A 12,214-nucleotide genomic window follows, 5' to 3' on the forward strand; every position below is an offset into this window, starting at 1 on the left:
CCAGCCAGCGATCTGCCGATTCAGGCTTTCCATCAGGTCCATCCGGTTCATGCCGTAGTTGCCCGACAATTGCTTTATGAGCCTCCCGGCAAAGCCTCGATACTTCTCCCACGGTATGGTCGTCACAGGCCGCATGCGGCCGCGTGGCCCACGCTTGCGAATGATCCGGTGACCGAGGAAGACAAAGCCGTCGTTCACATGCGTGATATGGGTTTTCTCCATATTCAGCGTGAGCTTCAGCTCGCCTTCAAGGAACCCACGGCATGCTTCGCGTACTGCCTCAGCATGTTCACGGGTTCCCTTGACCACGATCACAAAGTCATCCGCGTACCGACAGTAGGACACTGCTGGCTTCCACTGCCGGCTTTCTCGAACAGCAATGGGTCGCTGTTTGAGGATTGCGAAGTTCCACGCCCACCGATCCTTCCGCACTTTCTTGTTCAGGTAGTTCCGTTCCATCCACGCATCGAATTCATGCAGCATGATGTTGGATAAGAGAGGCGAGATGACACCGCCCTGAGGAACGCCTTCGCTTGCAGCACGAAACAGTTCGCGATCAACACAACCCGCCTTGATGAACTTCCAGAGCAGGGCAAGAAAGCGCTGATCGGCAATCCGCTTGCGAATCCCCTTCATGAGCAGCCGATGATGAACCGTATCAAAGTAGCTTGCGAGGTCGCCCTCGATAACCCAACGTCCCGAAGTACTCTGTTCACCGCTGTCTTGTAGCTGGAGCTTCACCGCGCGGATCGCGTGGTGTACGCTACGGGCAGGCCTGAAGCCATATGAAGCCGGGTGGAAATCGCTCTCCCATATCGGCTCCATCGCCATCAACATTGCCCTTTGCACGATCCGATCCCGCAGGCTCGGTATGCCGAGAGGTCTGAGCTTTCCGTTTGCTTTCGGTATGTACACGCGTCGCGCAGGCAGCGGACTATATGAGCCCGCCAGCAGTTCGTCGCGTATCGTCGCCAGTTCATGCTGGAGATTCGCTTCCATCATGCCCTTGTCGACACCGTCTACACCCGGTGTGCGGGCTCCACTGGAGGCCAGTGTAATGCGAGCCGCTTCGCTCAGCCAATCCCTATTGGCAATCAGTCTCAGGAGTCGATCGAACTTGCGCTCTTTGTTCTCCGTCGACCATGTCGCCAGTTTGCTTTGCGTTTCACTGATTATCAAAGGTCTTCACCTCACTAGGGTCAGCTAGTCAACCAAACAAACCACTTCAACTGCCTCCCTTCGCCATGTGGCCGGCTTTCCCGACCTCGGACTACTATGGAGGCTCCGCCAGTCTGCACATCATCGGGGGCACACTCCCTTGGCATCTGTGCAAACCTTCCCCAGTTCACATGCTGGACTCAGCGCATGGGCGAGGTTGCCTGTCGCAGTCTTTATCCTTGCTTGCCGCAAGTCGTCGCGAGCACCACGATCTAGCTGCGCGCTCCCCGTGGTTCCATCTGTCCGGCATACCTATCCGGTCAGTACTCGTGCCCCCGGGCCATATATGTGCCCGGTAACAGCCCGCGTCCTGCCCATAAAGCGGTGTGGGCAAGGGTGACATTTCAACCCTCAGATGCGTTTCAACAGGTTCGTGTTCCTCAACCGTCCCATGCTCAGCCTAGTGACTCATCTTGGCGTAACCGCTTCGCCGCAAGCCCCATTTCCCACGGACTACGTCACCCTGCCAGTGTCAGCAGGTCACCGCCGCTTCGGCTCACTTCCCCTCGCAGCAGAAGAAGGGCATGCCCCGGTACTGCAATATCAATTCCACCGGGTTCTGCATTCCAAACATGCTCAAGCAGCGTCACCCCCAAACGGGCGGGCTACGCTGGCTGGGCGTACGGTAGGTCATGTCCCAGCACCACAGTTGGCGCGGCCCCGTGGCCACGTGCGTGGTGGGTGGGCGGCTTTGGCGCGGTGCCTTGGCGCGTCCTCGATGCCGGGTCTGCCCATGGGCGCGCAGCACCCGACCAAAGCTCGATTCGCTGGCCAGGTAGACACCCTAATCGGCCAGCATGGGCACGATGCGCGCCGGCGGCATGTCCGCGAAGCGCGGCTCATTGGCAACCGCCAGAATGCGTTCGCGCTCCTCGATGGTCAGCGCATGCGCGGGCGTGGGACGCTCTGCCCCGGGGCGGCGGTCTCCGACCACCAAGCCATCGTGGGCCTTCCAGCATTGCAGAGTGCGCACGGTTATGCCAGCGACCTCGCACGCCTGGCGCAGGCGAGCGCCGCCTGCGTGAGCGGTTTCGATATGGCGGACCATCGTGTGGCGATCTTCCAGGCCGATCATGCGTCCTCGTCCTTGTCCTTCGGGAAGATCCCCTCTAGCTTCTTTGAGAGTATCAACAAGGCGGCGGCTTCGGCCAGGGCCTTCTCCTTGCGGCGCAGCTCGCGCTCGAGTTCCTTGATGCGGCGCCGATCGGCCTTTGTCTCACGATGGGTGGCGCGCGCATCCTCGGGCTCAGCCAGTGCCTGCGTGGCGGCAGTGCGCCACTGCTCCAACTCCTGCGGATACACACTGTTCTCACGGCACCAGGCGTTCTTGCTGGCCTCGTCCATCGCAGCCGTCGCCAGCACCGCCTCAAACCTGGCCGCCGCTGTTCATCCCTCTCGCGAGCGGGCATGGACATAGCGTCCGCACGCCAGCGCTCCAGCGTGGCCACTGCCACACCCAATTCCCTTGAAACCGCTTCCACGGCCGCACTCTCCGGCGGTAACAACCGTGCTACCGCTCCGTCCTAGCGAGCCACTTCTATCCCTTATCGCCCCCAAGGGTTCAAATTCTATTGGGGCGACATCTACTCTGCCGCGGGGGGACGCCAGCGTCACGAGCATCCTGACCACGCGCGCAGCGGCCCCCCCTTGTTTGCGAGTCTGGCGGGAGCGCAACGGCAGTAGCCGGCCAGTTTGAGACATGGCGGCGCACCGATTGAATGTCGCATATAGGTGATAGCTGGCAGAGCGAGACCGGCGTTAAGTGCTGGCTCAGAGAAGGTATTGCGACCTATCATGCACGCGCGTTGCATTGCCGGGTCTCAAAAAGATGTCCCGGCAAAGCCGGGACATTTGCACACTTCAATTAATCTGCGAAATCGGTGGCTTCGGACGAGCCCCTCCAAGCGTCGAGATCCTTTGCGACAGCGCTCGCCTTCGCCGCCGCGAGTTCGTTGGCGATTTTACCTGCGAACAGATGCAGCGGCGCCGATTCAACGCTGGCAGCCTGAATGATCAGGAGTGCGAGCTTGTCAGGATCGCCAGCTTGGTGGCCGTGCAGGGTGTCGAGATGCAAGTCAAGCGAAGCCTTGGCCTCCGAGTAATCGTCGATCTGCCGCTTCGCCACTGCCAGCGCACCGCTCGACAGGAAGTCGGTGCGCACCGGGCCGGGATACACCACCGTCGCGCGAATACCCAGTTCGGCGACTTCCACCGCGAGGGATTCCGTCAGACCCGACAGCGCGAACTTGCTTGAGACGTAGCTGCCCCAACCCGCATATCCGCCGTGGTAGCCAACGATGGACGAGATATTGATGATGTGCCCGCTGCGCTGGCGGCGAAGATGCGGCAGCGCATGCCGCAGGACGGCCATCGGCGCGAAGAAGTTGACCTCGAAATTCCGGCGAAGCTCGTCATCCGACAATGCCTCGACAGTGCCTTGCTGAGCGTAGCCAGCATTGTTCACGACCACGTCGATAGCGCCGAAGCATTGCGCGGTCTTCTCGATTGCCTCCCGGACGCTTCGATCGTTGGTTAGATCTACCTCCAGCGGAAGAAATCGATCGGACGCCTGGCCGAACAACTCCGTCAGCGATGCTGCGGTGCGCGAGGTTGCAGCCACCCGGTGGCCTTGCTCAAGCAGATGGGTGACGAGCTTCTGGCCAACGCCTTTCGACGCGCCAGTGATAAACCAGGTACGGGATACTGATTTCATGTTGAACATCCTTGAGTTACTGTAAGTTGGGCTTTGGATAGATTCTTGTCTTCAGGGCAGCGCGACGCTCATGCCGCCATCGGCCATCACGACGGCACCGACGATGAAACTGGCCTTTTCCGATGCCAGGAAGGCAATCACCTCGGCGATTTCGTTCGGCTGGGCCGCGCGGCGGATCGGCGCCTTCTTGCCATGCTCGGCCAGGAACGCCTGACCGTCGGCGTGGATGTGGTTGGTGATATTGGTGATGACGTCACCGGAGCCCACCGCATTGACGCGGATGCCATGTTCGATGGCTTCGAGCGACAACGCGCGTGTCAACTGCGCCAGCGCGCCCTTTGAGGCCGCGTAGGCCGCAATCAGCGGGAATGCCTGATAGCAGGCGTATGAACCCACATTGACTATGGCGCCAGTCTTTGCCGGCTCCATCGCGCGCATGGCTTCTCGCGAGAACAGGAACGCACCCGTGGCGTTGACGGCCTGGATGCTGTTCCAGTCTTCGAGCGACATGTCCACGACGGGCTTGTTGATGATGATCGCGGCGTTGTTGACGAGAATGTCGACCTTGCCGAACCGGTCGATCGCAGTCGCCACGGCTTGCACGGCGCTTTCCTCGCGTGCCACGTCTGCGACGAGGGGGACGATGCCGGGGCGGGCCAGGGCTTCGACGTTGGCGCTGCGTCCAACGGCGATCACATTTGCGCCCTCGGCATGCAGCAGTTCCGTAGTGGCCAGGCCAATGCCGCTGGCCGCGCCGGTAACGATGGCGACCTTGCCTGCGAAGGCGCCGGCTTCTCGATTGCGTGATGTCATGATGGTTTCCTGGATCGGGTTGCGTGACAGGTGCCCGGCGTTCAGAACGGGCTGGCGGTGGGCCGTACGACGATTTCGCTGACGTCGACATCGGCCGGCTGCTCCACGGCGTAGGCGATGGCGCGGGCGATGGCGTCGGGCGTGATGGCAATGCGGCGGAATTCCTGCATTGCCGAGCGTGCGGTGCCGTCGGAAATCGAATCGGCCAGTTCGGACTCCACCACGCCCGGGCAGATCACCGTCACGCGGATCTTGTCGGTCTCCTGGCGCAGCCCGTCGGAAATGGCGCGCACCGCATACTTGGTGGCGCAGTAGACGGCTGCAGTCGGCGATACGGACAGGCCGCCGATCGAGGAGATATTGATGATCTGGCCCTGGCCTTGCTGCTCCATGGTCGGCAGGACGGCGGCGATGCCGTGCAGGACGCCACGGATGTTCACGTCGATCATGCGGTTCCACTCGGTGACCTTCAGCGCGTTCAGCGGCGACAGCGGCATCACGCCCGCATTGTTGATGAGCACGTCGATACGGCCGAAGGCATCGAGCGCAAAGCGTGCAAAGGCCGCGACGTCATCGGCCGAAGTGACGTCGAGTTCGCGATAGCGCACGATGCCGCCGGCTGCCTGCAGCGATTCCGTCAGTTCGACGAGCCTGTCGGTGCGCCGCGCGCCGATCACAAGCCGATGGCCCTGCGCAGCGAGCAAACGGGCGGCGCCCTCGCCAATGCCGCTGCTGGCGCCGGTGATCAGGATGACCTTCGATTCGGTAGATGGGATTGCCATCTTGCATACTCCTATTGTCGGTTGGGATTTGGCCGCGTCTGTCCGCTGATTGCCCGCAGAACATGCCGTGCCGGTTTCGGCCTGAAATGAAGCGGTACGTGTTCGTCGGCCGGTGAATGAATGGTAGGGAAGACGACCCCGGAGGCGAATACACGGAGCGATGCCGTTATTGCCTATTCCTATTGATCGGGGTGGCGCGTGCGGCGGGGGATGGCTACAATGTCGTCTATCGCGACTACAGGAGAGTGCGGTGTCGATCAACCGCAATTCCGCTTCCGTCCGGATGGTCCGGCTGCTGGAAAGACTGGCGCCCAACGAGGGTTACACGCAGTCGGCACTCGACAGCGTGCGGCTGATGCGTTCGGATCGCCCGCTCGGGCGCACGCCGGTGCTGTACGAGCCGAGCATCGTGATTGTTTGCCAGGGGCGCAAGCTCGGATTTCTGGGCAACGAGGTCTATGTCTACGACGCGCAGCATTACCTCGTGCTGTCCGTCCCCCTACCGTTCTCGACGGAAACGCAGGCCTCGCCAGAGGAGCCGATGCTTGCGGTATCGATCCGGCTGGACCTGATCGAACTGAGCGACCTGATCACGCAGATCGGTGCGGCCGGGCAGCATTCCGAAGCGCCGCCCGCCGGCATCGTCTCCACACCGCTGGACGGCGACCTAGCGGGCGCGACGATACGGTTGCTGGAAGCATTGACGGTGCCGCTCGATGCGCAGGTACTGGGTCCGGCGATCGTGCGCGAGATCTGCTATCGCGTGCTCACAGGCGAGCAGGGCGCGGCGATGCGCGCCGCACTGGCGCATCACGGCCGCTTCGGACGCGTGGCGCGGGCACTCAAGCGCATTCACACCGAATATGCAACGCCGCTCAACGTCGCGCGTCTTGCCGAGGAAGCGGGCATGAGCGTGCCGGCGTTTCACGCCAACTTTCGCACCGTGACGCAGACATCGCCGATTCAGTACATCAAGTCCACCCGCCTTCATCAGGCGCGCCTCATGATGATCCGCGACGGCGTGACCGCGGCGGCGGCAGCGGGACGCGTCGGCTACGAAAGCGCGTCCCAGTTCAGCCGGGAGTTCAAGCGTCTGTTTGGCCGGACGCCGGTCGAGGAAGTGCGCGACATGCGCGAATCGTTCACGCTCTCGCCGGCGGTCCGCTTCGGTACCTAGGCGCTCGCTAAGCGGCCACGTCCAGAACCACCTTCCCCCGTACGTGGCCGCCCATGCTCCTTGCAAGGGCTTTGCTTGCCTCTGGAAGGGAAAAGACCGAATCGACGTGTGTGCGCAGCTCGCCAGAGGCATGGAGCACGCCCAGCGCGGCAAGCAGCGGCCCATCGGCGCGGGTCGCGAAATGTCTGCCGGTTGCCTGTGCCTGGTTGCCGGCACGCTCGGCATCCGGCTTGCTGACGGTGGAGACCAGAATGCCGCCGCGCTTCAGCACCGACCACGATCTCGCCTGTGTTTTGCCGCCGATGAGGTCGAGCACCAGGTCGACTTGGGAGACTTGCTCCGCAAAATCCTGCGCGCGGTAGTCGATGAACTCCGCCGCACCGAGGCTTTGCACGTACTCCCGATTGCCAGCCGAAGCGGTGCCGATGACGTGCGCGCCGGCCAGTTTCGCCAGTTGCACTGCCGCACTCCCCACGCTGCCCGCCGCGGCATGGATTAGGACCTTTTGACCCGACTGCAACGCACCGTGTTCGTGCAGCGCCTGCCAGGCCGTCAGCGTCGCTGCGGGCAGCGCGGCCGCCTCGGCGAAGCTCAGCCGCCCTGGCTTGCGCGCCAGGCGGTTGGCATCCACCACAATCCGGGTGGCATAGGCGCCGACGATGCCGATGAATCCCATGACCTCATCCCCCGGTGCCAGCGTGGTGACGTTGCGCCCTACGGCGACAACGGTGCCGGCGGCATCCACGCCGGGCGTGAAAGGCAAGGGAAGCGGGATGAACGCCTTCATGGCGCCACTGACGATTTTCCAGTCGATCGGATTCACCCCGGCAGCGGCGACATCGATCAGGACCTCGTCATCGCCGGGAACGGGATCATCCAGTTCGGCCAGGGTCATGGCGTCCGGGCTGCCATAGGCAGCAACACGTATGGCTTTCATCAGATGCTCCTCGAAGGGACGCCCACAATCGGGGCGTCAAGGGCAAGCGCGGCCTGTACCGGATCGAAATACTCCCGCAAATGGGCGATCCGTCCGTCACGCGCGGTCAGGAATACGACGTACTCTTGCCGGTAGGTCCGCCCAGTTGCAGAAATCAGCCCTTCGGCCCGCACGCGCGCGATGGCATGTTGGGGGTCGTCGGTGGCGGTGACCACCGCACGGAGAAGCGGAAATTCTTGACCGCGCCCACGAACCAGCTCACATGCCGTAGCACGGACTCCCGGCCGTCAAGCTGCAACGGATGGCCAAGGCTCGTTGCATAGGGCAGATCCCACACGATGTCGTCATCAATCAATTCCTGCCAATGCTGGTTGTCGTCAACCAGCCACTGGAGGTGTCGCTGCAAAAGCTCTGTTGCGATGGTCATGATGCGTTTTCCCATTTTTGGTGTCAGGCGTCAGGCAATGACCCGCTCGGCCGGCGCGCGACGGTTGTCCAGGCTGAACGCGCCGGCGCCGAACGCCACGACCTGCAGCAGGCCTCCGGCCATGGCGACGTTCTTCAGGAAATGGAACATCTGGTTCTGGTCCGCCAGCGCATGGTGGAAGATCAGCGCGGTCACCACGGCGTAGGCCGCCAACAGCAGCGCAACCAGGCGAGTCCGATAGCCGACCACCAGTAGCACGGCGCCAGCCAGTTCCAGTACCAGTGCGCCCAGCAAGCCGAGCGCAGGTGCGGGCAGGCCCAGCGACCCGATGTACGCCATCGTGGCGCCAGGCGCCATCAGCTTGCCGATGCCGCTGATGAGGAAGATGGCAGCGATGAGAGTGCGGCCGATGGCGGGAATTGCGGGGTGGGTGAGGTTCGAGTTCATGTTCGTCATCCTTTTCAAAGAGTGGATGTCCGAAGATTAGAGACTTGACACCTATCCATGAAGCCTATATTTCTAGATGACATCCATCTATCTGTTAGATACATTCTCGACGCCGTCTCGTTGGACCAGCTCCGCACATTTATCGCCGCCGCCGACGAAGGCAGCTTTTCCGCTGCGGGCCGCAAACTCAGGCGAGCGCAGTCGGTCGTCAGCCATACGCTGGCCAATCTGGAGGGGCAGATCGGCGTTCAGCTCTTCGATCGCAACGGCCGCTACCCCCGGCTGACCGAGGAAGGCACTGCGCTGCTGGCGCAGGCTCGCCTAGTGGTGAGCGGCATGGACGCATTCAAATCGAGAGCGCGAGCGATTGCCGACGGATTGGAGCCCGAGCTGTCGGTCGTCGTGGACGTCATGTATCCAATGGCCTCGTTGACCGATGCCGTCGGCGCATTCCGAAAGGAATTTCCCCACACACCTCAGCGGCTCTACGTCGAGGCACTTGGTGCCGTCATGCAACCTGTACTTGGGCTGGCTTGCCGGCTCGGAATGAGCGGCTCGATGCCGGCGGTTCCGGAGGTTCTGGAGGCGGAGAAGCTGTTGGATGTACCCATGATCACGGTCGCTGCCCCGTCACACCCATTGGTGTCCCACAAGGGACTCATCCGGCCACGCGATTTGAAGGACCATGTGCAATTGGCGCTCACCGACCGCACGACGCTAACCGAAGGTACGACGTTCGGCGTCTTCTCTCCGCAGATCTGGCGGCTTGCCGATCTGGGCGCCAAGCATGCGTTTTTGCGTGCCGGCTTCGGATGGGGTCATATGCAGGTGGCAATGGTCCAGGCCGACCTGGATGCCCGCACCCTTGTTCCCTTGCGGATCGAGGTTTTTCAACCGCATACGCCGCCGATTGCCATGTTTGCGGATTATCGGCAAGACACACCGCCCGGCCCTGCGGGTCGATGGTTTCTCAAACGGCTTAAGGGCGCGCGTGGCACGAGCGAACGCTGACTGCCTCGATTACTCCTAGGTGTCTCCTTCCCATCCAGTTTTGGTCGGATACAGGGCCGACACGACTGGCCGATACGGGTCGCGAAAAGCCTATCGGAGGCGGCGATGCCACGTGACGAGATAATTCCGTGAACGTGAAATTATGGATTGAGTACCGCTCATCAGCCTCTGTCGCATGCCAAACCGGGCGGTGGATCAGGTTTCCCAGTCCGGTCACCTTGGAACCGGGCTTCTGGTGACACGTCTCAACGCGGTCGCTTCGTCTCGGAGAAAAATGGATGCAGACCGCCTCGACGCCACCACAAGCAGGGTCTGCAAGAGTTTTCGTAAGGGTTTATACTACGTCCGTCTCCTCCCTTTCTCCTTAAGAGATTCGTGCCCGCCCTTGCAGCGGGCTTTTCTTTTTCGCTTGGTCTAGGTCTTCGCCCAACCACCGGCACGTGGTGGCGTCTGGACGGGCGCAGGGAATCTGCTGGCATTGCCTGTAGGGACGCTAGCGGAAAGTAACCAGGTGGGAATGATGCTAGCCCAAAATCCTGCGTCCCTTCCGGAAGCAAACGGCCGCCGGCGCCACACCAGCAGAGAGTGAACGGCCGGCAGTATCGAGGTTCGCCGAACTCAGGATTCCCGACAACGCGCACGCGGCCGCGTGTCAGCCTCTACAGCCAAACTGTGTTCATTCTGCAGACAATCGTGCATCGTCTCGCAGCGAATCAACATTATTGTCGCGGGTTCCTCATCCGCATCGGCTACGTCCGCCTCTGCGGCGCTGCGCAGATATACTCGCCGGGAGGCAATGGCGACGACCACAATGATGGCGCCGACGCAGAAGGCCCGGGCCAAGAATTGAAGGTGTCGCGCCATGGAAATTGCCAGATAGCAGGAGTAATTTGATGGCGAGACTACACCAGGATGTCGCGGCGTGATGCTACGCCGTTGCAGGATTGACAGCGCCTCCATTTCGCCATAGCGAGGCGCGGCCGCCGCCTGTGACACCACACCGGGCCTGAGGAGATGCCAAAGACGATTGCGCCCCTACCTCGCGGCCATTACTGGGCCACGCCGCACACGCCCTTTCCGCTGGACGGTCCGACGGCCACGCCGAAGTCTTCCCTGGCGCCCACTGCGTCAGCGACGGAAAATGGGTCACTTTCAACAAGGACGGGGAAGAAGTCTGGGCGTGCAATGCCGTGCATGCCGCTGCGCATTTCGACTTTTCTACCGAGTCGAACGCTTGCGCGTCGACGGCCGACTGAGGTGCCGGCGGCGCGCACCCTGCCCTTCTCTCCCAATCAAACAACACCCCAGCAACCAGCAAAATTTCGCTCTACGGGCGTTACGTGCAAAAGTACGCGTCTAAGCCTCAGCCCTCTAGGCCTGCGCCCTTCGTACGAAGCTCACCGGAATCAGGTCTCCGCCGCAGGCTCCTGACGCTTACGAATCCACTCGGCAAACGCCTCGTCTTCGATTCGGTAGTCGCCCATGGCAAGACGGGTCACGACGTTATCGGCCAGCAAACGGCGCAGTGCATGGGCCGTGGTGTTCCTGGTGGCGGGCTTGCCAAGCATGGTACCGAGCTTTTCCAGTGTGGCGCTGGAGTGCAAGTCAGACTCACCGCGTGCCAGCAGATATAGAATCGCTCGGTCGGCAGGCTTAAGCTTGCGCCAGTGAGCGAGCGAGTGTTCGTCTGAGAACACTGAAGCCTTTGTGTAGGCAAGCGCTGCGACGTCTCCCTGCGGTTGATAAAGCATGTACCTTTCGATAAACCGCTTGAAGAACTCCGGGGTACGATGCAGTTCGTCGAACGCGCGCATACCCTGCCCCAGCGTTAGCTTCTGGCGCGCCATGGTGTTCAGGAGCTTAACTGTGAAGGCAACGAACTCGTCGCCAAGCAAGGGAAACGGCTCGAGAGGGGCCCAGTTGAAGAACGGCTCCGAAGCTCTCGCAAACATGGCGCGAAGGGTCGTCTCGGAACTGCCGGCGAAAATAACTTTGACGCGGTCCTTCCGGATATCGAGCGCCGCGCGCAGGGCGTGAGCAAAATCGCTGTGGTCCGCACCAGCCAGAACCTGGGCTTCATCAATAACGAGGAGCAGTGGTTTTTTGGTGCGGTCAAGCTGCTTTAGTACTTCGTGCAGCGCCGCAGTCCTGTCCAGGCCAGCTTTTTCCAGTTCGGCTTCCAATGAGCCTTCGAACCCACCCGGAATCTTCGCGCTGGCTTTCATCTTTTTGACCGGTGTGCGAAGTCTGGACAACATTGCGGCAGCTCCCTTGGGTTCGAGTGCGTCGCTAAGCGCAGCCACAAGGGCAGTTTCAGGCGAGGTACGGTTATCCCAAAGGTTTGTGTACGCTGTGAGGTAACCATGCTCAACGGCGGACGGCATCAGATCACGGCGCAGAAACTCGGTCTTGCCCATGCGACGGCGAGCGAACAGTCCGCGGGCTGCGGATAGTTTCAAGTCAAAAGCATGCAGATACGCGTTCGCCAGCTCAGGGCGGCCAAAGTGCCAGGGATCAGGCAATGCTTTCTCATGAGTTCTCATGAGTTACGAGAGTTCTCAAAATTATTGAGAAGTTATGATACAAGCCCCTCAGCATCGCGTAAAGGGATAACGTGCGCGCGCGGACTCTCTTGCACTGCTGGCTGATGGCGCCAGTGTAGGTGCGCCCAGGTGGGGTGGGTATACCC

Annotated in this window: 10 protein-coding genes and 1 pseudogene; 2 read left to right on the plus strand and 9 right to left on the minus strand. The window is 61.5% G+C overall.

Going from position 1 to position 12,214, the window contains the following annotated elements; all coding sequences use genetic code 11:
* The 5 genes and pseudogenes from ltrA to AC3WL8_RS27860 form a co-directional block, all read right to left on the minus strand.
* The coding region (ltrA, locus tag AC3WL8_RS27840; protein ID WP_492379234.1) for a group II intron reverse transcriptase/maturase at positions 1 to 1,179 on the minus strand (1,179 nt) is incomplete at its 3' end.
* Positions 1,180 to 1,843: 664 nt separating this feature from the next.
* A pseudogene (locus tag AC3WL8_RS27845) lies at positions 1,844 to 2,723 on the minus strand (transposase family protein); the annotation flags it as partial.
* Positions 2,724 to 3,082: 359 nt separating this feature from the next.
* Positions 3,083 to 3,931, minus strand: coding sequence for an SDR family oxidoreductase (locus AC3WL8_RS27850; protein ID WP_492379235.1), 849 nt, complete (start codon positions 3,929 to 3,931; stop codon positions 3,083 to 3,085).
* A gap of 51 nt (positions 3,932 to 3,982) precedes the next feature.
* Positions 3,983 to 4,744, minus strand: coding sequence for an SDR family NAD(P)-dependent oxidoreductase (locus tag AC3WL8_RS27855; RefSeq protein ID WP_492379236.1), 762 nt, complete (start codon positions 4,742 to 4,744; stop codon positions 3,983 to 3,985).
* Positions 4,745 to 4,785: 41 nt separating this feature from the next.
* Entirely contained in the window at positions 4,786 to 5,526 is a 741-nt protein-coding gene (locus AC3WL8_RS27860; RefSeq protein WP_492379237.1) for an SDR family oxidoreductase, read from the minus strand.
* A 283-nt stretch (positions 5,527 to 5,809) separates the two neighbouring features.
* On the opposite strand from AC3WL8_RS27860, the gene AC3WL8_RS27865 reads away from it, so the two are divergent.
* Complete coding sequence (locus AC3WL8_RS27865) at positions 5,810 to 6,703, plus strand: AraC family transcriptional regulator (protein WP_492379314.1); 894 nt, start codon at positions 5,810 to 5,812, stop codon at positions 6,701 to 6,703.
* 7 nt (positions 6,704 to 6,710) lie between these two features.
* Here AC3WL8_RS27865 and AC3WL8_RS27870 read toward each other — a convergent pair whose 3' ends face one another.
* The 3 genes from AC3WL8_RS27870 to AC3WL8_RS27880 form a co-directional block, all read right to left on the minus strand.
* Entirely contained in the window at positions 6,711 to 7,640 is a 930-nt protein-coding gene (locus AC3WL8_RS27870; protein ID WP_492379238.1) for an NADP-dependent oxidoreductase, read from the minus strand.
* 154 nt (positions 7,641 to 7,794) lie between these two features.
* Positions 7,795 to 8,067, minus strand: coding sequence for a nuclear transport factor 2 family protein (locus tag AC3WL8_RS27875; RefSeq protein ID WP_492379239.1), 273 nt, complete (start codon positions 8,065 to 8,067; stop codon positions 7,795 to 7,797).
* A gap of 30 nt (positions 8,068 to 8,097) precedes the next feature.
* Entirely contained in the window at positions 8,098 to 8,523 is a 426-nt protein-coding gene (locus AC3WL8_RS27880) for a DoxX family protein (RefSeq protein ID WP_492379240.1), read from the minus strand.
* Positions 8,524 to 8,616: 93 nt separating this feature from the next.
* Here AC3WL8_RS27880 and AC3WL8_RS27885 point away from each other — a divergent pair, with 93 nt between their 5' ends.
* Positions 8,617 to 9,525, plus strand: coding sequence for a LysR family transcriptional regulator (locus AC3WL8_RS27885; RefSeq protein ID WP_492379315.1), 909 nt, complete (start codon positions 8,617 to 8,619; stop codon positions 9,523 to 9,525).
* A 1,406-nt stretch (positions 9,526 to 10,931) separates the two neighbouring features.
* Here the strand turns inward: AC3WL8_RS27885 and AC3WL8_RS27890 are convergent.
* Complete coding sequence (locus tag AC3WL8_RS27890; RefSeq protein WP_492379241.1) at positions 10,932 to 12,047, minus strand: ATP-binding protein; 1,116 nt, start codon at positions 12,045 to 12,047, stop codon at positions 10,932 to 10,934.
* Positions 12,048 to 12,214: the final 167 nt, after the last annotated feature.

The organism is Cupriavidus sp. FW305-F7 (genome assembly GCF_058782875.1).

What these genes read in the sequence shown, in the direction of transcription:
- AC3WL8_RS27880 (WP_492379240.1), bottom strand. Translation starts at nt 8,523, where the DNA reads ATGACGAACATGAACTCGAACCTCACCCACCCCGCAATTCCCGCCATC.
- AC3WL8_RS27875 (WP_492379239.1), bottom strand. Translation starts at nt 8,067, where the DNA reads ATGACCATCGCAACAGAGCTTTTGCAGCGACACCTCCAGTGGCTGGTT.
- AC3WL8_RS27865 (WP_492379314.1), top strand. Translation starts at nt 5,810, where the DNA reads ATGGTCCGGCTGCTGGAAAGACTGGCGCCCAACGAGGGTTACACGCAG.
- AC3WL8_RS27855 (WP_492379236.1), bottom strand. Translation starts at nt 4,744, where the DNA reads ATGACATCACGCAATCGAGAAGCCGGCGCCTTCGCAGGCAAGGTCGCC.
- AC3WL8_RS27850 (WP_492379235.1), bottom strand. Translation starts at nt 3,931, where the DNA reads ATGAAATCAGTATCCCGTACCTGGTTTATCACTGGCGCGTCGAAAGGC.
- AC3WL8_RS27860 (WP_492379237.1), bottom strand. Translation starts at nt 5,526, where the DNA reads ATGGCAATCCCATCTACCGAATCGAAGGTCATCCTGATCACCGGCGCC.
- AC3WL8_RS27870 (WP_492379238.1), bottom strand. Translation starts at nt 7,640, where the DNA reads ATGAAAGCCATACGTGTTGCTGCCTATGGCAGCCCGGACGCCATGACC.